The 22902-nt window shown below is 39.5% G+C and carries 23 protein-coding genes; 9 read left to right on the top strand and 14 right to left on the bottom strand.

The genetic code is table 11. The features are described from left to right. Positions 1-262: 262 nt before the first annotated feature. The 7 genes from GQR38_RS12185 to GQR38_RS12155 form a co-directional block, all read right to left on the bottom strand. Positions 263-1057, bottom strand: a complete 795-nt coding sequence (locus GQR38_RS12185; protein WP_024591302.1) for a putative porin — start codon at positions 1055-1057, stop codon at positions 263-265. Between the two features lie 201 nt (positions 1058-1258). Beyond that, positions 1259-1633, bottom strand: a complete 375-nt coding sequence (locus GQR38_RS12180) for a PH domain-containing protein (protein WP_007377979.1) — start codon at positions 1631-1633, stop codon at positions 1259-1261. Continuing rightward, complete coding sequence (locus tag GQR38_RS12175) at positions 1633-2541, bottom strand: ABC transporter ATP-binding protein (RefSeq protein ID WP_007377980.1); 909 nt, start codon at positions 2539-2541, stop codon at positions 1633-1635. Before GQR38_RS12175 ends, GQR38_RS12180 begins: the two co-directional genes overlap by 1 nt. Further along, positions 2538-3365, bottom strand: coding sequence for an ABC transporter permease subunit (locus GQR38_RS12170; protein WP_024599820.1), 828 nt, complete (start codon positions 3363-3365; stop codon positions 2538-2540). Before GQR38_RS12170 ends, GQR38_RS12175 begins: the two co-directional genes overlap by 4 nt. A gap of 143 nt (positions 3366-3508) precedes the next feature. Beyond that, on the bottom strand, positions 3509-4690 hold the full coding sequence (locus GQR38_RS12165) for a cystathionine beta-lyase (protein ID WP_024608065.1): 1182 nt from the start codon (positions 4688-4690) through the stop codon (positions 3509-3511). Positions 4691-4699: 9 nt separating this feature from the next. Then, entirely contained in the window at positions 4700-5620 is a 921-nt protein-coding gene (gene nudC, locus GQR38_RS12160) for an NAD(+) diphosphatase (protein ID WP_165722920.1), read from the bottom strand. A gap of 174 nt (positions 5621-5794) precedes the next feature. Beyond that, positions 5795-6298: an NYN domain-containing protein gene (locus GQR38_RS12155; RefSeq protein WP_007586991.1), complete on the bottom strand. Its 504-nt coding sequence runs from the start codon at positions 6296-6298 to the stop codon at positions 5795-5797. A 150-nt stretch (positions 6299-6448) separates the two neighbouring features. On the opposite strand from GQR38_RS12155, the gene GQR38_RS12150 reads away from it, so the two are divergent. Together GQR38_RS12150 and GQR38_RS12145 are read left to right on the top strand one after the other, a co-directional pair. After that, a complete protein-coding gene (locus GQR38_RS12150) occupies positions 6449-7072 on the top strand; it encodes a hypothetical protein (protein ID WP_010555313.1) in 624 nt (207 codons plus the stop codon). Further along, positions 7072-7815 (top strand): DUF3307 domain-containing protein, encoded by a 744-nt coding sequence (locus GQR38_RS12145; protein ID WP_165722921.1) that lies wholly within the window; start codon positions 7072-7074, stop codon positions 7813-7815. Before GQR38_RS12150 ends, GQR38_RS12145 begins: the two co-directional genes overlap by 1 nt. Before the next feature lie 127 nt (positions 7816-7942). Here GQR38_RS12145 and GQR38_RS12140 read toward each other — a convergent pair whose 3' ends face one another. Then, entirely contained in the window at positions 7943-9337 is a 1395-nt protein-coding gene (locus tag GQR38_RS12140) for a DEAD/DEAH box helicase (RefSeq protein WP_007586988.1), read from the bottom strand. A 200-nt stretch (positions 9338-9537) separates the two neighbouring features. Further along, complete coding sequence (locus tag GQR38_RS12135) at positions 9538-10377, bottom strand: isopenicillin N synthase family oxygenase (RefSeq protein ID WP_165722922.1); 840 nt, start codon at positions 10375-10377, stop codon at positions 9538-9540. A 267-nt stretch (positions 10378-10644) separates the two neighbouring features. On the opposite strand from GQR38_RS12135, the gene GQR38_RS12130 reads away from it, so the two are divergent. Beyond that, complete coding sequence (locus GQR38_RS12130; protein ID WP_007586983.1) at positions 10645-11847, top strand: bifunctional alpha/beta hydrolase/OsmC family protein; 1203 nt, start codon at positions 10645-10647, stop codon at positions 11845-11847. A gap of 60 nt (positions 11848-11907) precedes the next feature. Here the strand turns inward: GQR38_RS12130 and GQR38_RS12125 are convergent, their stop codons facing one another. Next, positions 11908-12426 carry a hypothetical protein gene (locus tag GQR38_RS12125; RefSeq protein ID WP_165722923.1) on the bottom strand — a complete coding sequence of 173 codons (519 nt, stop codon included), beginning with the start codon at positions 12424-12426 and terminating at the stop codon, positions 11908-11910. Between the two features lie 12 nt (positions 12427-12438). Then, the gene (locus GQR38_RS12120; protein WP_165722924.1) at positions 12439-13209 is read right to left on the bottom strand and encodes an alpha/beta hydrolase; all 771 of its coding nucleotides are present in this window, start codon (positions 13207-13209) and stop codon (positions 12439-12441) included. Between the two features lie 129 nt (positions 13210-13338). Between GQR38_RS12120 and GQR38_RS12115 the strand changes: the two genes are divergently transcribed. Then, positions 13339-13662 carry a hypothetical protein gene (locus GQR38_RS12115; protein ID WP_010555318.1) on the top strand — a complete coding sequence of 108 codons (324 nt, stop codon included), beginning with the start codon at positions 13339-13341 and terminating at the stop codon, positions 13660-13662. A gap of 72 nt (positions 13663-13734) precedes the next feature. Here the strand turns inward: GQR38_RS12115 and GQR38_RS12110 are convergent, their stop codons facing one another. The 3 genes from GQR38_RS12110 to aspS form a co-directional block, all read right to left on the bottom strand. After that, positions 13735-14331: a pentapeptide repeat-containing protein gene (locus GQR38_RS12110; RefSeq protein WP_101163162.1), complete on the bottom strand. Its 597-nt coding sequence runs from the start codon at positions 14329-14331 to the stop codon at positions 13735-13737. 16 nt (positions 14332-14347) lie between these two features. Beyond that, positions 14348-14578, bottom strand: a complete 231-nt coding sequence (locus tag GQR38_RS12105) for a hypothetical protein (RefSeq protein WP_007586979.1) — start codon at positions 14576-14578, stop codon at positions 14348-14350. A gap of 119 nt (positions 14579-14697) precedes the next feature. Next, a complete protein-coding gene (aspS, locus tag GQR38_RS12100; protein ID WP_165722925.1) occupies positions 14698-16476 on the bottom strand; it encodes an aspartate--tRNA ligase in 1779 nt (592 codons plus the stop codon). A gap of 512 nt (positions 16477-16988) precedes the next feature. Between aspS and GQR38_RS12095 the strand changes: the two genes are divergently transcribed. From GQR38_RS12095 to GQR38_RS12075, 5 genes are all read left to right on the top strand, one after another. After that, positions 16989-17837: a DUF72 domain-containing protein gene (locus GQR38_RS12095; RefSeq protein WP_165722926.1), complete on the top strand. Its 849-nt coding sequence runs from the start codon at positions 16989-16991 to the stop codon at positions 17835-17837. A gap of 24 nt (positions 17838-17861) precedes the next feature. Further along, positions 17862-18362: a YgjP-like metallopeptidase domain-containing protein gene (locus tag GQR38_RS12090; RefSeq protein WP_165722927.1), complete on the top strand. Its 501-nt coding sequence runs from the start codon at positions 17862-17864 to the stop codon at positions 18360-18362. Positions 18363-18592: 230 nt separating this feature from the next. After that, the gene (locus tag GQR38_RS12085) at positions 18593-20776 is read left to right on the top strand and encodes a YHYH protein (protein WP_197184199.1); all 2184 of its coding nucleotides are present in this window, start codon (positions 18593-18595) and stop codon (positions 20774-20776) included. Positions 20777-20812: 36 nt separating this feature from the next. After that, on the top strand, positions 20813-21319 hold the full coding sequence (locus GQR38_RS12080) for a hypothetical protein (protein WP_165722928.1): 507 nt from the start codon (positions 20813-20815) through the stop codon (positions 21317-21319). 221 nt (positions 21320-21540) lie between these two features. Continuing rightward, positions 21541-22899 (top strand): ATP-binding protein, encoded by a 1359-nt coding sequence (locus tag GQR38_RS12075; RefSeq protein ID WP_231609244.1) that lies wholly within the window; start codon positions 21541-21543, stop codon positions 22897-22899. Positions 22900-22902: the final 3 nt, after the last annotated feature.

The following is a 22902-nucleotide window of genomic DNA, read 5'->3' as shown; positions in this document are numbered from 1 at the left end:
TTTACTAGCAAAAAAAACTCCAATACTTACTATTTTATAGCTATTATCATCGACTGCACTTAATGACCTTAATAACAATTTAGCCATTCATGGCGACTCTATTTATAACTTAAAGGAGTTATTTAGATGAGTATAATAAAGGCCCTAATAATGGCTGGTAAAAGTTTATAGTTAAAAGCTCAAACGTTTAAAAACGACAAAGCCCGCTAAATTTAGCGGGCTTTTTAATATTACTTTTGTATTAACTAAGTACGGGACTTAATTAAAACTGAAAACGCATGTTAGCAAAGTACGCATCGTTATCAGAATCATCAGCGTTGTTTTCGTAACCCACCTTTACACCAATATTTTTATTGATAAAGTGTTGAGCACCAAAGCTATAAGTATCTTGCTTATTGTAGTTAGCAAATACAGATGTTGCTTTTGAGAAGTAGTAGTTAGTTTCTGCTACCCATTGGTTTTGGGCATCATCAATGCTTTCGTATTTACCTTCAAAAGTAAGATAGTTACCTTGCTGTAAATCAATAAAGTATTTAGCAGCTACTGCACGGTAATCAAAATCGTCGTCTGATGTAAGTGTAACACCTACGTAATCAGTGCTGTTTAGCATGTAGTTGTAAGCTAAATCAAATAATGCGTAATCATCGCCGTCTTTGTTTTCAACTAGTGTTACTTTTGCAAGTAAATCAGGGTTGAAAAAGTAACCACCCGTCAGTTTATAAAGCTCACTGTTAGAACCTGAATCTGGGTCGAGGTTTTCGTAAGATGCGCCAACAACAAATTCATTAATGAAGTATTCACCACCAACTGATGTTAAATCGCCAAAGTCGTCATCAGCGTAGCCACCATATACGTTAGTTTGTTTATTGATGTATTCAAACTGATCGTACGGACCTAAAGTTTTTTTAGGAGATAAGTAGTAAATAGAATCTACAGCAACGGTGTCGTTGTTATCGCTATTTTTATAGCTTAGGTTACTAATTGAATTGTAGCTGTCTGCAGCAGCCGCAGTGCTAGATAATAAAATGCTCGAAATAATAACTGCTAATTTTTTCATTGTAAGACTTCCCTATGTACATTGCTTTTTATGCTCTAGCTGTATTGCTAAAGTCGAGGCACATGCTAACGTTAGGAAACTGAATGAAAACTTAACTAACCAGTTGTATTTATTAAGTTAATTGTAAGGAAGTGTTGTAAACTGTAAAATTAAAGTAGTTGCAACATCTAGTCAACAACTACTTAAAACATGTACCGCAGCTTAAAGCGCGTGTTGGCTAATAATACGATAAACATCGTTAATATTATCGCCAGACTTAAACTCTTTACTAATTGGTGTTGGATCTGAGCCAACCCATATTTTTAGCTCGGCATCTAAGTCAAAATGGCCTGCACTTTCTTTACTAAACTTGGTAATTTTAGAGTAAGCAATACTCACCATTTCCATTTTAGAGCCGGTCATACCTTGCTTATCAATTAAGATTAAGCGCTTATTAGTAAAAATAAACATATCACGTACTACTTTATATGCTTTTTCTACTTGCTCGCCGTCAATTAATGTATTGGCGAGGATTTTCTCTAAATCAGAATCGTCAACTTCGCTTGCATTACCCATAAGTCCGCTAAGTAAACCCATTATACTTTCTCCTGTTTAAATATTTGATTCTCTAATGTGTGACCATTAACTAACTGCCTGTACTGCCAGTGTTGCTGATGACAAAAATTCAGTAGTGCAATATCAAGTGGATCGCTCGTTGGCTGATACTCAACAACATATTCTTTATGTTGGCTCATATACACCCGGCTCACCCCTGCAATTGCTTGAAGCTGTTGCTCAACATTTTGATAAGCTTCGCTTAGCATTAATGTATAAAAGTGTTTATCGGTATTATTTGTTTTTGTTTGATGCTCGCTTAGTACGCCTTTATCTAAATGAAGTACCTGTGAGCATAGTCGCTCAAGCTCAGTTAAATCGTGAGAGCTTAAAATAAATGTAGCCTGCTCACTTAATTCAGATACTAGCTCACGTACTTCTCTGGCATGAATCGGATCAAGCCCTGCGGTTGCTTCATCAAGCATTACAATTTGTGGCGCGCCAATAAGTGCTTGCGCTATCGTAACGCGCTTGCGCATACCGTGCGATAAGTCCCCCGCACGCTGCTTTGCAATTTCTTTTAAGCCAACCAAGTCAAGTACACGTAGCGCCTCAGTTTGGCTTTGCTTAGCACCCATACCTTGCAGTTTTGCATAAAAGGCGAGTTGCTTATCTATATTAAAACGAGGGTCAAGTTGTGCATCTTGTGGTAATGCACTTACTTTATTAAATAAAGCAGCGCTCCCTGGCTTATGCCCTAATATTTCAAGGCTGCCTTTACTTGGCGCTATATAGCCGCACAACAAACTAAATAAGGTGGTTTTACCCGCACCATTTGGCCCAACAAGCGCCACTGGCGCACCTTTATTAATCTCAAAGTCCACATTATTAAGCGCAAGTTTTGCACCATACGATTTACTCAAACCGCTGGCTGTAATTAATGGTCTCATAGTGAGCTCCTTGCAAAAATACGTTGAGCAACGCTTAGTAACACCGCTGTTTGCACAAGGGGAATAGCCACAGCGCTTAATAATGGTAAATTTTGCCCCGCTAATAACTCTATTTGCACACCCGGAAATAAATAATCAAGCAAGCCTAATGCGGGTATTTGCCATTGCAATATCCCCACAACAATACCGCCTGCTGCAAAATATAAAATTGCCAATACAATAGATAAACGCGATGAGCGAGCAAAGGTATTTATTAACGTCATAAGTGCTACAAATGGGCACAGAGTAATCACTAATATTAAAAATATAGAAAGCGCACGGGCAAAACCACCAGCCAGTAAACTTGGATCTCTAAACCCTAGTACAGCGAGCGTAGCCACAAGAGTAATGCCCACTAAGCAGGCTAATACTGCTAGCTGCCCTAAAAAACGGCCAAACAGTATTTCAAAGCGAGTGGAGCGCAGTGATAAAAACCTCAGTGTGCCGCGCTCTCTGTCGCCTACTGTTTGATCGCTACAAATAAATAAACCAAAAACGGGAAAGCTATACAGGGCTATTAACCAGTACATAGCAAATTCGGCCTCAGGCCAATCTAATAACTTACTTAAACCAATAGAACCTGATATATCACGGGCTATTTGCTCAAAATCGGGCGCACTTACAATGCCTACTGCTTGTCCTATTGGGTAGCGCAGTATTATTAGCCACACCAATGCAAAGGCAGCTAATGCAATAAGTCCACGTTTAGTTAAAAACATACGTACAAGCTCAAATCCCGCTATTTGCGTTAATCGCCCTACGTTTATCGGTAATGGTGTTGCCATTGACTATCCTTAATGACTTTTTATTTTCTGTGTATTTATCCACACTAAGTGTAAACACCTTGAATTACCAGCAAAAAAAAGCCCACCTATGGTGAGCTTTGTAACAATACATTTAAATGTAACAGCATAAATTGCGATATAAATTATAAATGCTGCTTATAAACCTCAAGTGCTTGGCTTAAATCGCTAATTAAATCTTCAACATCTTCAAGACCAATATGCAAGCGAATAACCGGGCCTAAATCCCAACCTGTATTTGAACGCAGCCCTTTCATAGTTAAATTAGCGGTTACTAAACTTTCAAAACCGCCCCACGAAAAGCCCATTTTAATATGCTCAAGGCTATCTAAAAATGCATCAATCGCTTTTTGATTACCAGTTTTCATCACAAATGAAAACAACCCATTACTGCCATCAAAGTCACGTTTAAAAAACTCATGCCCTGGGCAGGTTTCAAATGCAGGGTGGCGAATATGATCAACAAGCTCATGTTGTTCAAGCCATTTAGCTACTTCTATTGCTGCTTTTTCATGTTGATTTAAACGCACACCCATTGTACGAAGGCCTCTAAGCGCTAAATACGCATCATCGGCACTGGTACATTGCCCTAGTAAGTACGAGTTTTCGCGCAAGGTTGGCCAGTACTTTTTATTAGCAACAGCCACACCCATCATCACGTCTGAATGGCCGACAATATACTTCGTTGCAGCCTGAATACTAATATCAACACCGTGCTCTAGCGGACGATAATGCAAACCGTTGCCGTAGGTATTATCAAGTATGGTCATTACGCTATGCTCATTGGCTACTTTTACCATAGCAGGCACATCTTGCACTTCCATCGTAATAGAACCTGGGGATTCTAAAAACAATACTTTGGTATTTGGCTGAATGTAGTCTTTAATACCTGCGCCAATGGTTGGCGGGTAGTAGGTTGTTGTAATGCCCAGCCCCACTAAAATTTTATCGCAAAAATCGCGAGTTGGTTCGTACACGTTATCAACCATTAAAATATGATCACCGGTTTTTAAAAACGATAAAAATACTTGGCTAATCGCCGCTGCGCCACAAGGGTATAGTGCACAGCCTTCGCCGCCTTCAAGTTCTGTAATCGCTTCTTGTAGTGCAAAGTGTGTTGTTGTGCCCCGGCGCCCATAAAATAACGTTTTATCGCCACGGGTTTTAGCAGCTTCTTTTAAATCTGCTACAGTATCAAATACAATGGTAGATGCACGCTGTACAACGGGATTTACTACGCCATGTGTATAGGCTTTTTTGCGCCCTGATGATACCAGCTGAGTGTTTTTATTACTTTTACTCGACATTGTTAATCCTTAAGGGTTTGTGCGCCAATGCTCAATTAAATAACGAGAAATAGAGTCGGTTCTAGGCAGCTTTAAATGCTCCCCTTCTTCGTGCCAATTACCAAATTGCTCTAAGTCTTCACGACTAAACCATTTTGCATCGTCTAGCTCTTCTTTATCTACGTTAATTTCCTCAGATGTCGCCTCTGCAAAAAAACCAAGCATAATGGACGATGGGAACGGCCATGGCTGAGATGCAACATAACGTACGTTATCAACCTCTATACCTGCTTCTTCTTTAACTTCACGCGCAACAGCTTGTTCCAGTGTCTCCCCTGGGTCTACAAATCCAGCAAGCGACGAATACATACCAATAGGCCACGCGGCTTGGCGACCTAATAAACAGCGTTCTACTCCGTCAGCAAAGACTTTAGTAACCACCATAATTACCGCAGGATCGGTGCGCGGGAATGTAGGATGCTTACAGTTTTCGTTTTCACACACTCTAGAGTGCCCGGCTTCCACTGAACGGTTTTTACTACCGCAGCGCCCACAAAAACGGTGCGTGGCATGCCAATAACATAACCCTCTCGCAAGGGCGGCTATTGAGGCATATTTAATGGTTACTTGAGGCCCATATTGGCGAATATCAAAAAACTGAGCGCCCTCTATTAAAGGCGTAAGTACGCTTTCATCCAGATCAGATACATCCAATGCAAACACACCATGTTTAGCATTATTTAAACCAACAAAAATAGCACTCGTTAAATCTAAATGCGCCACTTGTTGATACGTTAAATAGCTTACTTTAGGGGTATCTTTAATAAATAGGGTTTGATTATTTTTAACTAAAACCCATTTACTTTGCGCCGACATTTGCGCTTTAAGCCACGATGGGTCTTTACGAAAATTTGAGCCTCTATCTAGTGGCATGTTGCTATAATGAAGCATGTAAGTCCTTGGTAACTCGTTATGCTTTAAAATTACCATAATCATTTAGCAAACCCAATTGATTACAGTAATAAAAAAAGCCTATATAAGGCTTAATTCATCTATTACGGCTTTGTATTAAAATCTCTCATGTTGCAGGCACTTAGCTTGCACTTTTTTAACTATTTTTTACTGTTAAAGTAGCAAAGTATTATCAATTAAATGAAATTGCTCTGCGCTTTGTTTTAATACCTCAGCGGTTAACCGGTCAGCACCGTATACATCGCACGGTACATTATATTGATTTTTTAAATGCCCAAGTAACAAAGCAAAGTCACCATCGCCAGAGAGCAAAATAACCTTATCAAGGCTTTTACCCTGCTCTAACATGTCTATTGTTATACCTACATCCCAATCGCCTTTAGCACTTCCATCACGGCGTTGAATAAATGGCTTTAGCTTTACGTCAAAACCAATCGCACGCAAAATATTTTGAAACTGATTTTGCTTTTCATCACCTCGATAAATAGCGTACGCAAAAGCACACTCAATATTGTATTGCGCCTGCATTACCCGCCAAAACGCATTGTAGTCAAAGTTTTTTCCGTAACTCTCGCGGCACGTGTAATAAATATTTTGCACATCAACAAAAATACCTACGCGTGGTTTCGTGCTTTGCTGCTCGTTTTGTAAAGTCATTTAGTGTCCTAGTGAGGATTAATAGCAATAAAAGTAACGTTATAAAATAAGTGTACCTTGCAATTTATATTTAAGTAACCTAAATTAGTTACATACCCTTATGTAACCAATATTGGTTACATATTAAAAAGTAACTATTTTGAGATTTTTATGATTGGTGTGATCAGCGGCGATATTATTAAATCGCAAACAATCCCTAAGCAGCAATACGATGCCATGCTTTATCAACTAGAGCAAAGTTTGCGAAACATTTCGGGGGAGCAAACACTTTGGAATATATACCGAGGCGATGCCTTTCAGTTACAAGTTAATAATCCTGAGCTCCTTTTTAAAAATGCCATACTTGTATATTTACACCTTAAATCGTCAGGTTATGAGCTACGGCAAAGCTTGGCACTTGGGCAAATAGATAACCCACGCAGCGATATAAAAACAGCAACCGGTTCTGCTTTTACCCTTTCGGGGCAAGGCCTTGATAAAATAGGTAATCAACGCTTTGTTTTTAATATTAATGAGCAGCAGCTTGATGAAAGCTTAAATCTTAATTTAGCCTTTGCCGACGTATTACTCACTAAAATCACGCAAAAACAAGCAAATGCCCTGTATGTCTATTTAACATCATCAGACAACAGCCACGCGGCACTGGCTAAAGAGCTTAAAACAAGTCGCGAAAATGTAACAAAACTACTAAATTTAGCGCACTACCAACTTATAGAGCGCTTTATTAAGCACACACAACACGTTATAAAAAATATAATTAAAGGAGGTGAATAATGACGTTTTCACTTTTACTGGTCGCGCTTATTATTGGCCACTTACTCGCTGATTTTTACTGGCAACCTATGAGCTGGGTAAACGACAGAAACACCCGTCACTTTAAAGCCAGTAAGCTTTATTTTCATGTACTTGTGCATGGTGTAACAAGTGCACTCATTATTACCGTGTGGGAATACACATTCGGGTGGCAACAACTAAGCAGTGTTTTAATTGCCACGGCGAGCATTATGTTGAGCCATTACTTTATTGATATAGCTAAATCGTATTCTAATAAAGGCGTGGTGCCTTTTTTACTTGATCAAATAGCGCACATACTCGTTATTATTGCGCTCAGTATTTGGCTAACTGATAACAATAGCTTTATGACAGCAATTAATAATATGCTCACTGATCCCAAAATACTGTGGGTGGTATGCGGTTATTTAATTATTTTAAGTCCTAGCGCCGTATTTATAAGAATGATGTTAGAGCGTTTAACAAGTAACTTTTCAAGTACTGGTAGCTTACCACTTGCAGGGCAAAGCATAGGTATGCTTGAGCGCGTACTTATGCTGAGCTTTATATTGCTTGACCAATTTGCAGGGCTTGGCTTTTTACTTGCGGCAAAGTCAGTATTTAGGTTTGGCGATTTAAGTGCAAGCAAAGATAAAAAACTTACCGAGTACGTTATGCTCGGCACACTACTTAGCGTAAGTGTTACTTTATTTTTCGGCTTGGGTATTAACTATTTAATCAGGTAGGCAATACAGTAAGTACAAATTACAGGCAATAAAAAACGCGCTGCTTCTATTTATTCAAAAGAAGAGAGCGCGTTTTTTGTATCAGCCTTTAACCAAGTTCTAAATTAATTAAACGCCAATATGATCATTAATCGTTATTTGTGCGACGACGGCGTTGGCCACTACCGCCAACAGATTCACGCTTTGCCCATGGGTTTTGCGCATTATCATCTGTTTTAGCTGCTGGCTTTTTAGAACCACCACGACGAGGGCCGGTACCATTACCACCATTGTTCGGCTTTTTACTGTTAGGCTTGCTGCTATCAGATTTAGGCTTATTAAAAGGCTGCTTTTTCTTAGGCTTTTTAGACGGCAGTGGGCGAGCATCTAATGCGCGCTCTGCTACTGGGTTAATAGGCTCAAAACCATCTTCTTCAGCACGTGGGATAAGCTCACCAATAAAGCGCTCAATACCGTATAAATCAACAGCATCTTCTGTTGTTACAAACGAAATCGCATGACCCGACGCACCGGCACGGCCTGTACGGCCAATACGGTGAACGTAATCTTCATATACATTTGGTAAGTCGTAGTTAACAACATGCGGTAATTCAACAATGTCTAAACCACGTGCAACAATGTCTGTTGCTACTAGTACGCGTACTTCACCACTTTTAAAACCATCAAGTGCTTTAACACGTGCGCCTTGTGATTTATTACCATGGATAGCCGCGCCTACAATGTCATCGCGCTCTAGTTGTTTAACTAAGCGGTTAGCACCGTGCTTTGTGCGGCTAAACACTAATACTTGTTGCCAATCGTTAGTGCGAATCAAGTGGCTTAGCAATGCTGTTTTACGTGTTTTATCTACCGCATAAACACACTGAGTAACACTTTTTGCAGTAGTATTTTTTGCAGCAACTGAAATTTCAACAGGGTCATTAATTAACCCTTTTGCTAATGCACGAATTTCGTCAGAAAATGTAGCCGAAAACATCAAGTTTTGACGTTTAGCAGGCATTTTAGCAATTAAGCGCTTAATGTCATGAATAAAGCCCATGTCTAACATGCGGTCAGCTTCATCGAGTACAAGCACTTCAACACTATCAAATTTAACTGCATTTTGATTATGTAAATCAATTAAACGACCCGGCGTTGCTACTAAAATATCAACACCTTTACGAAGGCGCTGCATTTGTGGGTTAATTTTAACGCCACCGTAAACTACAAATGAGCTCACATCCGAATGCTTAGCGTACTCTTCAACGTTTTCGCTTACTTGCAAAGCAAGCTCACGCGTAGGCGTTAAAATAAGTGCACGTACGTGGTTACTTTTAGCTTTAGGGCCTGACGACAAACGCTCAATAAGTGGTAATGTAAAACCTGCTGTTTTACCTGTACCTGTTTGCGCTGCTGCCATAACATCACGACGTTCAATAATTGCAGGAATTGCTTGAGCCTGAATCGGCGTTGGCGTTTCATAGCCCTTCTCTAAAACCGCATTAACCAAAGACTGTGATAAACCTAAACCTTCAAAACTCATATAAACTCTCTTTTAAATTAGGCTACGTTAGCCAGTTGCGCGCATTATACCTGTAGTAGCTAAGAATGCATGCCATTATTTTCGTTGCAGGCAATTGAGCATAGTTTATTAAAATTAAACCTGTGATCAAGTTGCTTAAAAATGCAAAAAACGGCCATAAGCCGTTTTTTATTTATACTTAATTACTCTATGTATAAGAGTTACTTAACACCTAACTCGCGTAAACGCTCTTGCAAGTAGCTATCTGCCGTGTAGCGCTCTGAAAGCACAACATCTGGGTGCGGGTGTAAAAATAACGGTAGTGAAATACGCGATTTAGTAGATGCTTTACCCGTTGGGTTAATTACACGGTGAATTGTCGATGGGAAATACCCGCCCGACGCTTCTTGTAGCATGTCGCCGATATTAATAATTAAGCTGCCAAAATCACATGGCACGTCTAACCAACCGCCATCTGTTTTTTGAACTTGTAAACCAGGCTCGTTAGATGCTGGTAACACAGTCAATAAATTAATATCACCATGAGCAGCTGCACGAATAGCACCTGGCTCTTCATCACCCGTCATTGGTGGGTAATGTAGGATACGTAACAATGTTTGCTCAGAATCGGCAATCATGTCTTTTAAATCAATCGAAAACTTAGCACGCACATCAGCTGGTGCTTCAGCCTGAACCCAGCTCAACAATGTACCAGCAAATTCACTTGCTAAACGGTAGTATTCACGTACATCAGCTTCAAGCTCTGCAGGAACGCGACCTTTAGGATACACATGGAAGTACTCTTTAATGTCTTTTATTGTAAAGCCTTTCGCTACTTCTGATACTGAAGGCGGAAAGTAACCGTCTTGAGTTTCTTTAGAGAATAAAAAGTCGTGCTTTTGCTCTGAGTTAAAAAAGTCTTGCCAATTTTTGTAAATAGACTCAACTAAAGACTGTGGGATTGGGTGGTTTTTTAAAACGCCAAATCCAGTATTTCTTAACGATTCAACAAATTGTGCAGCCGCATCGGGAGCTTTATAATCAACAGTAGGTAATTGCATTGTACGTTCCAGTGAATAGGTTGTGTGAAGTGAGTTGCTTTTAATAGTGCTAAATTACTTATATAAAGTAGCAAAGCCTTCATTATAGCGCTATGCGAGGATAGACAAATGACCTCAAAAACATAAGGACATATGTCCGCAAAGCATAGTCACCGCCACTTGGCTTGATCAAGATCAACTTATAAAAAAACGTTGAATTTGCAAGGTTTAGTACTTATATATGGTCTACTAATATAATATATTTTATTTGTGTAAATAAGGCTCCCCATGCGACAAAAAGTATCTTTTAAAAGCGGCGATTTAGAACTTGCCGGCCAACTTGAACTTCCCTCTGGTGACGTTAAGTTTTACGCGCTATTTGCACACTGCTTTACCTGCGGTAAAGACATTGCAGCAGCCACTCGTATTAGCCGAGCTTTAACACAACAAGGCATTGCCGTACTACGTTTCGACTTTACCGGTTTAGGTAATAGCGATGGCGACTTTGCTAACAGTAACTTTTCATCAAACATTCAAGATTTAGTATCTGCGGCAAATCATTTACGTGAGCATTTTGCGGCGCCGCAACTACTCATTGGCCACAGTTTAGGCGGGGCTGCCGTTCTTGCTGCTGCGGAGCATATTCCTGAAGTATCGGCTATTACAACCATTGGTGCACCGTCAGATGCGCAGCACGTAGCGCATAACTTTGAAGCACACCTTGATGAAATTAACGCAGCAGGTGAAGCTAAAGTAAACTTAGCCGGCCGTGAATTTACCATTAAAAAGCAATTTATTGACGATATAGCCAAGTACGATAAAAGCCACATAAGTAAACTTAAGCGCGCATTATTAGTAATGCACTCCCCTATTGATGCGACGGTAAATATTAGTGAAGCTGAAAAAATTTATGCATCAGCTAAGCACCCTAAAAGCTTTATTAGCCTAGATAACGCTGATCACCTTTTAACAAATAAAAACGATGCCGACTACGCAGCACAAATAATTGCAACGTGGGCAAACCGTTATGTTAAGTACGACAAAACTAAATACACGGCAAGTTTAACGGGTGGCAATGTACTCGTTGAAGAAAAAGACCATGTATTTACTCAGCACGTAAGTACAAAAGATCATACTTGGCTTGCAGATGAGCCAATAAAAGTAGGTGGTAAAAACTTAGGTCCTGATCCGTATCATCACTTATTAGCGGGGCTTGGTGCCTGTACAGCAATGACACTACGCATGTACGCTACACGTAAAAACTTACCACTGGAGCATGTAAAAGTAGAGCTTGATCACACTCGCGATTACAACAAAGATTGCGACGATTGTGAGCAAACAGGTAATCTTGAAGCAATTACCCGTAAAATCACCTTACGTGGCGACTTAACTGAGCCACAGCGCCAGCGTTTACTCGAAATAGCCGACAAATGCCCTGTACATAAAACACTGCATAACAACCCGGTTATTGTAAGTGAACTGGTAGAGTAACTACCATAAAATTAATATAGCGCAGCTAACACTGCGCTATGCTTTTAAATATAAGATTGATTAAAATTTATTAAAAAATTGTATAGCTTCAATATTAACCAAAGCTGTAGGATCACACGTATACTCAAATTCTTCCATCTGCTCAGTACTGTGCTTATTCGGTGATGAGAGAATTGCGGACTCTGAGGCATAAGCTTTTAAGAGAACACCTCCTGATTCAATTGCGTTTAGACCACTACCAAACATCTCTGCAACACTTTGCAAAGGAGTCCAACAGAAACCAATCTTATTTTGATCATATAAAAATTGGCACTCACCACGATATAGTACCAATGCTTTCCCGGTGTATTTTGGAAGAGTCAACTTTAAGACACTGAGTAAGAGTTTATCATTTGAAAGCTTACGCCTTAATTGCCCTCCGTTCTCAGTCCAAATAAGATGAACTTTATCTTTTTTAATATGTAACTCGTCATATGATCTTAATATAAATTTAAAAGCTTCTGTCCAAATTGAACCTTTGAGATCACAAGTATAAATGCCAGTTACAAATTTACGGCCTACTTGCTCATATAATTCCATTGTTACTCGTTCCTAAAGCTTATTAGTATCTAAAAACGCCCCTACTTCTTTACTCATTCTATCCACCAGCCATTTTGGTCCACCATCGTACATATCGTTATGGCGCGATTTTTCTATTAGTGTTTGTGTAACAGGAAACGCATCCAGCTCTGAATCGTTTAACAACACATTCGCATCAGCTGGGTAATCACTACCGCGAAGTGTAAGTACGCGAATGTTTTTATTGCGCGGGATCAACATGCGGCGATGATCGAGCGTAATAATAGTGCTAACTTCGTTTGGATAAATAGAGCCATATAATGCGGAAATATCACCGCCATTAGAATGCCCAAATAAGGTGAGTTTTGTAAAGTCGTACGCTGGGTATTTACTCGATAGCTCATTAACTAAAAACTTAAGCGTTACTACGCCACGGTGCCAATTTTCCATACGTGTTGTTAAGTAAGGCTGCTCACGATTAAGGTCAGGGTCGGTTTTTAATTTATGTGCAACGGCTACTGTTAAGTATCCACGCTGATTAAACACATTACTAGCAAACGTGTATTCGTTATGGCTAATCCCGTAGCCCGCATTAATAAACGCTACAGAGCATTTTACTTGAGCTGTACACTTAGCATTGTTACTTGGTAATGTAATATTGATAGGAATAGTGCGATTGCGGCTTTCATCAGTTATAACGCCATCGTTTGCATAGCTTGTTGCGCCTATTACTGATGTGCTTATAACTGATGTACTTAGAGCTAGTGCGCTTAATATAAAAAGCTTTTTAAGTGTTTTTTGCATATTTAAATTTATATAAATTATTGTTTTTAATTAAAAATAACTTTTACTTTATAGCTTTGCATTCTCTATTGTCAAACTATGCGATAATAGCCGCCATTGTTTAAATATATTTAGTAAAAGATCCAATAAATGAAATCATACAATAGCATTCAAGAACGTATAGAAATCCTAGAAGACAAATTAACTGCAATACATGACGAAATCGAAACACTAAAAGCACCTGCTAAAAACAACAATGAACGTATTATTTTTAAGTTTATTGAAACAGGCAGCACAGGTAAAACGAAGGATTTTGTTCGTGAGTTAGGTATTAAATCACCGCGTGACGGTTTGTTTTCGTCAGGTGACGTTACAAAACTAATTAAAGATGGCGCTGAAGATATTTCACCTGCGTTATTAGAAATCGCAAGACAGCTTGCCAGTGCACGTAATAAAAATGGCCCAAGCCGTTAATTACCCAGTCACGCAGTATCTAGAAGCCCAGCCAAGCTGTCGCTTCTAGATATGTAATCATATTAAACTAAATTAATCACACAATTCTATATTAAGGCTGGTAAGCAAATTAAGTGCTTCGAAGCGATCAAACTTAGCATTCGCTAAAATATTATTATTCAAATCTATATTAAACGCTGTAGCACCTACAAAATCACATTTTGTTAAGTTAGTTTGAAAAAACTCACTATCGCGAAAATCTGTTCCTGTAAATTCACTACCGCTTAAATCAGCGTGTCTAAAATCAACATTTTTGGCAAAGCAGTGTGTTAGTTTGAGGGCTTTGAGGGTTAATTCAAAAAAAGAACTATTACTGAGCTCGCAATAATTAAAACTCACCGGTGCGTTAATACTAAGCGCTGGCCAATCTACATCAGCCCATTGCAAACTATTTAATTTACAGTGGCTAAAACTTACATTTTCAAGCGAGCTGTAGTTCCATTTTAGTGACGATAAATTACAGTTTTTAAAACTACATTCTATAAATCGGCAATTTTTAAACTGCCCGCCTGAAAAGTCGCAATCGATAAATATACATTCTTCAAACTCAGAGTTTTCAGTTAGCTGCTCTGCGTACTGCAAAGCATTAAATTGCTCATCAAAATACTGGTTATTGTTACTTAACAACACAATTCACCTATTAAATTTAACCCGTGTAGCCATTACTTTTAGGTAAATCTTTTTTAAGCGCAAGCACTGCAATAAAAATCAAAGCAAATAGTGGAAATAGCGCTAAACAGCCACCCACAAAAGCTAAAACACCCGGCATAGTACTTTTACGCTTACCTATTTTATAGCTAATTACAGCAAAAATAGGAATACACAGCACAATAATAAAAACTAAAAACTCACCAAATAAGGTTGCATTGATCGACATAATAATTCCTTTTCATCTGTTCGTTTAAAATACACTCTGCAGCAAATTTAACCATAAAAAAACCCTCAAGCATATAACTTAAGGGTTTTTAAATTTAGCTCAAAAAAGCGAAACAAAGATTACTCTTCGTTAGGTATCGCTTTTTCTACAACACTTATTGCAAGTTCAGCTAACGAGTCAAGGTTAGGTTTGCTTGGCGCGTTGGTTAATAAACACGACGCTTGTGTTGTTTTAGGGAAAGCAATAACGTCACGAATGTTATCGGTACCACATAAAAGCATTGCTAAACGGTCAAGACCAAATGCTAAACCTGCATGTGGTGGTGTGCCGTATTTAAGTGCATCAAGTAAAAAGCCAAACTTGTCTTGTTGCTCTTGCTCGTTAATACCTAAAATTCTAAATGCAGTTTCTTGCATATCTGCATTATGAATACGTACCGAACCGCCACCCACTTCGTAGCCGTTCAATACCATGTCGTAGGCATCTGAAATAGCCGCAGCAGGGTTTGCTTCAAGCTCACTTGCAGTAATATCTTTTGGTGCAGTGAATGGATGATGCACAGCATGTAATGTGCCTTCGTCATCTTCTTCAAACATTGGGAAGTCTACAACCCAAAGTGGTGCCCAACTATTAAGGTTAGTGATTTCTAAGTCAACACCAATCTTAACGCGCAGTGCGCCCATTGCTTCATTTACTGTGTTGCGCTTATCGGCACCAAATAAAATGATATCGCCAGACTGTGCATTAGTACGCTCAAGTAATTTAGTAATTACGTCTTCGCTTAAAAACTTAGCCACTGGTGATTGAACACCTTCAGCGCCTGCAGTGTGGTCATTTACTTTCATCCACGCCATACCTTTAGCGCCGTAAATACCAATAAACTTAGTGTAATCGTCAAGTTGTTTACGAGAAAGCTTAGCGCCACCCGGTACAGTTAACACAGCAACGCGACCTTTTTCGTCGTTAGCCGGACCTGAGAAAACATTAAACTCTACGTCTTTAACTAAATCTGCAACATCAACCAATTTCATTGGGTTACGCAAATCTGGTTTATCAGAACCGTAAAGGCTCATTGCCTCGCTGTAAGGCATGATTGGAAAATCGCCTAAATCAACGTTTAACAATGTTTGCCACATCTCGCGGATCATTTTTTCAGTCATACCACGTACTTGATCAGAGCTCATGAACGAGGTTTCTATATCTATTTGGGTAAATTCTGGTTGACGATCGGCACGTAAATCTTCATCACGGAAACATTTAACAATTTGGTAGTAACGGTCAAAACCCGACATCATCAACAATTGCTTAAATAACTGTGGAGACTGTGGTAAAGCGTAAAAACTACCTTTATGAACGCGGCTTGGCACTAAGTAATCGCGTGCGCCTTCTGGCGTTGCTTTAGTAAGTACAGGTGTTTCGATGTCTAAAAAGCCATTTTCATCTAAAAAGCGACGAACAAAGCTGCTTGCTTTAGCACGTAATTTAATACGGTCACTCATTTCTAGACGACGTAGGTCTAAGTAACGGTATTTTAAACGACGCTCTTCTGAGTTTACTTGGTTAAAATCAAGTGGTAGCGGTTCAGAGCGGTTAATAATTGTAAGCTCAGTACCTAAAACTTCAATTTCACCTGTTGCCATATCTTTATTTACTTGGCTTTCAGGGCGTGCACGTACAGTACCTTTTAGCTGAACACAAAATTCTTGGCGAAGTGTGTTAGCTGAACTCATTAACTCTTCAATGTCAGAGTCGAATACAACTTGTACTAAACCTTCTCTATCGCGTAAATCGACAAAGATAAGTCCACCAAGGTCACGTCGTTTGTTGATCCAGCCACATAGTTCAACTTCTTGATCTATGTGAGTTTTATTTAGCTGTCCGCAATATATAGAGCGCATAGTTTTCCTGTCAGATAAAAGGCTTAAACGGTTATATTTATTTGTTTTAAGGCGTGTGATTTAAAAAACAGGTCACCACAATACAAATAAAGCCGCTAGCAATCTAAAAATAATCAAATTAAGCCCTGCATTATACTCAACTAACATTAAGATGCTAGGGCGCGTTGAACGTTGGTGGTTGAATTTGCAGCAGACGGTTTGGCTTTTAGGCAAGGCAGAGCCTATGTAGTGTGGTTACTCCCCATAAATAGGCGATAACGCAGCATAAATGCCAAACATGCGCTGCCCTTTGGGTTCTTTCTAGGGACGATTAACTCTTTGTTACTCGGTTTTTACTTAGCCCACTAGGTTACAAACCTCGCGCCGCGATTAAATCGCCCCTAGATTGAACAAATTTCAATCCACAAAGCTCAACACGCCCTAGCCGTGTACGGCTTTTGCCCCTGAATTTACAGCAGCTTGTTTTGTTATTTGCTACACTATTGCCACTTTATAATAAGGCGCTAGTTTGTATGTTATATATTGGATGCCCGCAGTGGTCGAGTAATGCATGGAAAGGCAATTTATTTTCAAGCCAATGTAAAAGCGCCGATATGCTTAGTCAATACGCACAACACTTTAACTCTGTTGAAGGCAATACCAGCTTTTACGCTGATCCTGCGCCAAGCACCGTATTGCGCTGGGCAAACAGCGTACCCGACGATTTTAAATTTACGTTTAAGTTTAATCGTCGCTTTAGCCACGAGCTGCACCTAACTAATGTTCAAACCGAGCTCACTGATTGGCTTAACTTGTTCTCCCCTATTTTAGAAAAAACCGGGCAAATCATGCTGCAATTACCTAAAGCATTTGGTCCTGGTGACTTACCCAAACTCGCACAATTTATTAGCCTATTACCAAAAGAGGTTAATTACGGTGTAGAGGTACGTCATACTGCGTTTTTTCAAAAGGGCGAAGCCGAAATAGCGCTTAATCAGTTATTAATGGCAAACAACATAAATCGTATATCGATGGATACTCGCGCCCTATTTGCGGTAAAACCAACAACCGAAGCGCTAATAGATGCACAGCAAAAAAAGCCCCACTTACCGGTACATGCAATAGCTACTGGCTCAGAGCCCATGGCGCGCTTTGTAATAGCTGACTTAGAAAACGACTATAAACCCTTTTATAAACCGTGGCTGAGTAAAGTAAAACAATGGCTTGATGAAGGAAAAACGCCTTATGTGTTTTTTCATACGGCAGATAACCGAGAAGCACCTTTATTAGCCAGGCAGTTTTGTAAGGACCTTGGTTATAATCACAAAGCATTAAACCCATTTACTGGCGAAAAAGAAGCCCACCAGCAAGCACTTTTTTAAAAGTAAAACGACAGAGCAATAATAATGAGTGAATACGCACGTTACTTTACCGGCTACCCAGCTAACATTGTTGAGCAAGTATTAAGCCTTATAAATAACAAAAAGGTATGTGACTACTTACTTAAAAAGTACCCGCAAGCACATACCATTACTAGCGATAAACTACTTTATAACTACGCAACCGAGCTTAAAAAACAGTATTTAAAAAATGCACCACCGTTTGGGCGCGCAGCATTTAAAAAGCAAGGCGACATGGTCACCAACGCACTTGGTACACATACGTATCGAATGCAAGGTAAAACCCGTAAGCACGATTTAGCGATAAACAGCGACTTACTGCGCGCTCCCGAGCCATTATTAAAAGCGTTAGTGGTACATGAGCTCGCCCACTTTAAAGAAAAAGATCACAACAAAGGCTTTTATCAACTTTGCTGCCATATGGAGCCGAGTTATCACCAGCTAGAGTTAGATTTAAGAATTTTTTGTGTGGTCGTCGCAATGGGAGAAAATCCTTATTTAAAATAAGGGTTTTACCGTTGTTTAACTGAGTGAAAATAACGCCCATGCTTAAGTTAATATTTCCTTCCATAACCAAGCGTTCATACCCAGTCTTTTATCCCCGTAAGCAACTCACAACTTAACGCCTGCCCTTAATAAAAACAAAAAAGTTTAAAACTACATAATTGCCCTACATTTGAGAACTACACTCTTAATAGCTAATTCTTTCTATGTACTCTTAATCTTTGGAGTTTTAAATGATGAAAAATACCTATGCCTTTTTACTCAGTGCACTGTGCTGCTTAACCTTAAGTGCCTGCAACGAGCAAAACAGCCAATCACTTGAACAATCAAACCTCAATGATTTTACTCTAACAAGCTCAAAGGTAAGCGATGGCGGTGATTTGCCTATTACTTATACATGCGATGGGCAAAGCATTAGCCCTCCACTTAACTGGAGCGGTGCACCTAACACAACCAAATATTATGCGTTAATTATGGATCATAAAGCGCCAGAGGGAATGCATTGGTATTGGACCATGTATAATATTACCGCCAATAAAACACAAATTAAAGCGGGCGAAACTCTCGGTGAAGTAGGCTCTAATAGCGTAAACGATTTAAACCAATACGCGCCACCTTGCTCTAAAGGCCCGGGTGAAAAAAGCTATACTTATACTGTGTACGCATTATCTGCACCGGTTACCTTTAATAGCGATACAAAGGTAGATCGCTCAGCATTACTCGCTGCTGTAAAAGATATTACGCTCGATACTGCAAGTATGACGGTTAAATACTCGCGAAGCGCCAGTAGCGCCGAGCACAAACCTAATACAAGACTAAAACCAAATGAGCAACCAAAGCCTGATAAATCATATTTAACCGCTAACGTAAAATCACCTCGTTGCGATGCTATTACACAATCAGTAAGTAATGCAGGGTTTAATAAAAGCGTATCTGTTACGTGCGATGAACAATATGCTTATATTGCCTCATCTACTTATCCTGATCATGACGTAATGACAGGTATTACAGGTACTAACGAGCAAATACCCGTTCCAGCTAAAGACTACGCCGCACCTATAAAGTTAAACCCGAAAAAAGCAAAAACAATAACAACAATTGATGCAGCCGTAGGTGTTGCCGTTAATGGCGTACCAATATACGACTATTCTTCGCAAGGTGAACTGGACGTAAATAGCTACGATGAAAAACACGACACTTTAGCACTTGGACAGTTAGATATATGTGGCGGACACGCAGGACGAGGTGATGACTACCATTATCATGTATCGCCAACGTGTATGATTGACACAATGAAAAACCAATCAAGCGATGCCATTATTGGTTGGGCTTACGATGGTTACCCGCTGTATAGCAGTAAAAACCCAGACGGTAGTGCAATTGCCAAAGGTGACCTTGATGTATGTAACGGACAAACCGATGACACATTTGGCTATCGCTACCAAACATCAGCTACGCCGCCGTATATTATTCAGTGCTTAGTAGGTGAAGTAGATACCGCAAAATTACCAAGAGTGGCACCACTGAGTGGCGATACTCAAGGTATAAGAGCCGATCTGCGCCCGCCACAAGGAGACGTTGAAAACTTAACGCACACAATCTCTGAAAACGGCAGCCGTACAATGAGCTACTCATATAAAGGCGAAAACTACTTTACTACCTACAGCCCTGCATCACAGGGAAAAGACTGCTATAGCTTTAAACAAAAAACCATCAGTAATGGTGGCAAAGTTCAAACAGGTACATTTTGTAGAGGTCCGCAACCAAATCACCTTACTCCTACAGTCACTAAGAAAAATACAAATCCTACCATTACAGGCAAGCACAACTTAAAGCTAGAAGCATGGGCTGATAACTGGTTTACAGCCTACATAGGCGAGCAGTTACTTGTTGAAGATTCTGTGCCTATAACCACAGAACGCTCATTTAATGCCGAAAGCATTACGTTTTCTGCAAACTACCCTATTGAGCTTAATTTAATAATTAAAGACTTTAAGCAAAACGACACAGGGCTTGAATACATCGGTGCTAAAAATCAGCAAATGGGTGATGGCGGTTTTATTATGCAACTTACCAACACCGATACAAATAAAGTAATTGCGGTAAGCAATAAAAGCTTTAAATGCGAAATACTTCACAAAGCGCCGCTTAACAAATTATGCGAAAGCGAAACAAACCCTGTAGCGGGCGAAGGCGCTTGTGCGTTTATGTCAAAAGAAGCACCAACTAACTGGCTGCAAAGTAACTTTGACGATACGAATTGGGCTAATGCAGTAGAGCACAACTTTGCCGATGTAGGACCAAAAGACGGTTACGACGATATTAACTGGGATAAAAACGCAAAGTTCATATGGGGCGAAGACTTAGAAACCGACAACACCCTTATTTGTAAAGTAACTATTGAGCAACCTCAATAAACAAAAAGGTCTCCGCTTCAATAAAAGGTAGTAATTATGTATTTTTTTAAAAAATTAAAATGGCTAATGCTAGCGTGTATTTTAACAAGTATGTGCGCTCAAGTGAGCGCACATGTATTAAAAAACACAACAGCCCAAGTAATTTTAAGAGACGGGCAAGTTGAGGTTAAAGTATTAACTAATGCTGAGCATTTAATTTCAGCGCTGCAAAGCGAGCAAGCATGGCTTATGGGCGATATTGATAAGCTTATGCCTACAAACTTAAGTGCCGAGCAACAAGAAGAGTTTGTAAAAAATGCACTTAAACAAAAAACGAGCTTACGTGTAAATCAGCAAATTATCGTGTTTGAACGCGTCGCTTTTACCACCAGCAGCAACGAAGCGCACGACCTAGAAATTGTTTTTCAAGCGAAGCACACATTTACAACAGTAGATGAGCTTGCCATATCGTTCCCTAAAAGTTTAGGCGCAGTACACGCAAGCTTTGTAAAACCACAATATAAGTTACTGGGTGCTGGCGATACCGCAAAAATAAAGTTCTAGCCCAAGAATCAACATACCTAAAAGCTTACTTAAAAAGGATTTTAGTAAGCAACTCCCTAAATACGCTAATTGTAGGCACATAATCAATATGCAATACTGCTTGGTACGTTAACGTCATGATTTTTACTATTTGCCAATCAGTGAAATTAATACATAAATTCTTTTTAGCTTTTTTTATCACTAATATCGCCCTTGTTGGGCTTATGTTTGTGTTTATATACATGACCTTTTCGTCAGGTTTTAACGACTTTGTTGAACAAGAAGAAACAAAACATGTAGCAATGGTTAAGCATCAACTTATTGAGCTTTATAGCGGATTAGGCAGTTGGCAACCCATTACACAAAGCACGCAATTATGGCGCTCTATTGTAGAGCCGCAAAAAAAGCCAGGCGAGCCCAAAGCGAATAAACACACAAGCACCCCACCCAAACCAAATAACAGCAATGCAACGCCTTCTTTATTGTGGGTACACTTACCTGCAGGTTCCCTTAAAACAGGGCAACGTATAAGTTTATATGATCAAAATAAAAAGGTTGTTATTGGTAGGGCTAATTTAAACGACAACCCACATATAGAACCTATTTTATTAAACAATAACGTTATAGGCTGGATAGGTTTAGTCCCTTCAAAACTTGTGCAAAGTAGCCCAACAAAAGCGTTTTTAGCAGCGCAATTTCATAACTATTTTATGATCACATTACTCGTTATTGTGCTCGCATTTATTATGGCTATTGTGTTATCTCGCCATTTAATAAAACCAATAAAGCAAATAGTGACTGGCACCGATGAGTTAACAAAAGGAAATTTTGCCAGCAGAATCATCCCCTCTAGTAAAGATGAGCTAGGTACCCTATCCAACAACTTTAACGCCTTAGCCCACACGCTTGAGCAAAACCAACAAATGCGATTTCAATGGGTGTCAGACACATCCCACGAATTAAGAACCCCACTTACCGTACTACGCTCGCATTTACTAGCCGTACAAGATGGCGTATTTACAGCCGATACAAAGCGCATTAATTTACTCATAAACCAAGTAGATAATTTAAGTCACATTGTTGACGACCTAGCCCAACTAGCACAAACAGATAGCGTTAATTTAACCTATAGCAATGCACACATTGATTTAATAAACATTTTTGAGCAATCAATTGAAAACTACACCGCTCGCTTTAAAGAGCGTGAATTAAATGTAGACAGCAAAAGTTTAACCAAAGCCGGCAAATGTATAATAAATGGCGATAAAGAACGCCTTGTGCAATTATTTTCAAACCTGTTAGAAAATACCTGCAGATACACGCATAAAGGTGGGCAAGTAATAATACTTGCCAACAAAACACCCAATAACATTGAGCTTATTTTACAAGACTCAGCCCCAAGTGTTTTACCAAACGAATTACAAAAATTGTTTGAGCGTTTTTATCGCGTTGAAAAGTCTCGAAGCCGAGAGCACGGCGGCTCGGGCTTAGGACTTGCACTTTGCAAACAAATAGTAGAGGCACATGGCGGTCAAATATCGTTGCACAACTCACCACTTGGTGGGCTAGAAGTAAAAATAACGCTGACACTTTTAGGTTAAAAT

It is taken from the genome of Pseudoalteromonas sp. c7(2019) (assembly GCF_011378625.1).
Taxonomy (GTDB): Bacteria; Pseudomonadota; Gammaproteobacteria; order Enterobacterales; family Alteromonadaceae; genus Pseudoalteromonas; species Pseudoalteromonas arctica.
This window is presented reverse-complemented; position numbering and strand designations above follow the sequence as displayed.

What these genes read in the sequence shown, in the direction of transcription:
- GQR38_RS12080 (WP_165722928.1), top strand. Translation starts at nt 20,813, where the DNA reads ATGTATTTTTTTAAAAAATTAAAATGGCTAATGCTAGCGTGTATTTTA.
- GQR38_RS12165 (WP_024608065.1), bottom strand. Translation starts at nt 4,690, where the DNA reads ATGTCGAGTAAAAGTAATAAAAACACTCAGCTGGTATCATCAGGGCGC.
- GQR38_RS12175 (WP_007377980.1), bottom strand. Translation starts at nt 2,541, where the DNA reads ATGAGACCATTAATTACAGCCAGCGGTTTGAGTAAATCGTATGGTGCA.
- GQR38_RS12115 (WP_010555318.1), top strand. Translation starts at nt 13,339, where the DNA reads ATGAAATCATACAATAGCATTCAAGAACGTATAGAAATCCTAGAAGAC.
- GQR38_RS12170 (WP_024599820.1), bottom strand. Translation starts at nt 3,365, where the DNA reads ATGGCAACACCATTACCGATAAACGTAGGGCGATTAACGCAAATAGCG.
- GQR38_RS12130 (WP_007586983.1), top strand. Translation starts at nt 10,645, where the DNA reads ATGCGACAAAAAGTATCTTTTAAAAGCGGCGATTTAGAACTTGCCGGC.
- GQR38_RS12125 (WP_165722923.1), bottom strand. Translation starts at nt 12,426, where the DNA reads ATGGAATTATATGAGCAAGTAGGCCGTAAATTTGTAACTGGCATTTAT.
- GQR38_RS12180 (WP_007377979.1), bottom strand. Translation starts at nt 1,633, where the DNA reads ATGGGTTTACTTAGCGGACTTATGGGTAATGCAAGCGAAGTTGACGAT.
- GQR38_RS12155 (WP_007586991.1), bottom strand. Translation starts at nt 6,298, where the DNA reads ATGACTTTACAAAACGAGCAGCAAAGCACGAAACCACGCGTAGGTATT.
- GQR38_RS12145 (WP_165722921.1), top strand. Translation starts at nt 7,072, where the DNA reads ATGACGTTTTCACTTTTACTGGTCGCGCTTATTATTGGCCACTTACTC.
- GQR38_RS12090 (WP_165722927.1), top strand. Translation starts at nt 17,862, where the DNA reads ATGAGTGAATACGCACGTTACTTTACCGGCTACCCAGCTAACATTGTT.
- GQR38_RS12140 (WP_007586988.1), bottom strand. Translation starts at nt 9,337, where the DNA reads ATGAGTTTTGAAGGTTTAGGTTTATCACAGTCTTTGGTTAATGCGGTT.
- GQR38_RS12185 (WP_024591302.1), bottom strand. Translation starts at nt 1,057, where the DNA reads ATGAAAAAATTAGCAGTTATTATTTCGAGCATTTTATTATCTAGCACT.
- aspS (WP_165722925.1), bottom strand. Translation starts at nt 16,476, where the DNA reads ATGCGCTCTATATATTGCGGACAGCTAAATAAAACTCACATAGATCAA.
- GQR38_RS12085 (WP_197184199.1), top strand. Translation starts at nt 18,593, where the DNA reads ATGATGAAAAATACCTATGCCTTTTTACTCAGTGCACTGTGCTGCTTA.
- GQR38_RS12095 (WP_165722926.1), top strand. Translation starts at nt 16,989, where the DNA reads ATGTTATATATTGGATGCCCGCAGTGGTCGAGTAATGCATGGAAAGGC.
- GQR38_RS12120 (WP_165722924.1), bottom strand. Translation starts at nt 13,209, where the DNA reads ATGCAAAAAACACTTAAAAAGCTTTTTATATTAAGCGCACTAGCTCTA.
- GQR38_RS12105 (WP_007586979.1), bottom strand. Translation starts at nt 14,578, where the DNA reads ATGTCGATCAATGCAACCTTATTTGGTGAGTTTTTAGTTTTTATTATT.
- GQR38_RS12135 (WP_165722922.1), bottom strand. Translation starts at nt 10,377, where the DNA reads ATGCAATTACCTACTGTTGATTATAAAGCTCCCGATGCGGCTGCACAA.
- nudC (WP_165722920.1), bottom strand. Translation starts at nt 5,620, where the DNA reads ATGCTTCATTATAGCAACATGCCACTAGATAGAGGCTCAAATTTTCGT.
- GQR38_RS12075 (WP_231609244.1), top strand. Translation starts at nt 21,541, where the DNA reads ATGACCTTTTCGTCAGGTTTTAACGACTTTGTTGAACAAGAAGAAACA.
- GQR38_RS12150 (WP_010555313.1), top strand. Translation starts at nt 6,449, where the DNA reads ATGATTGGTGTGATCAGCGGCGATATTATTAAATCGCAAACAATCCCT.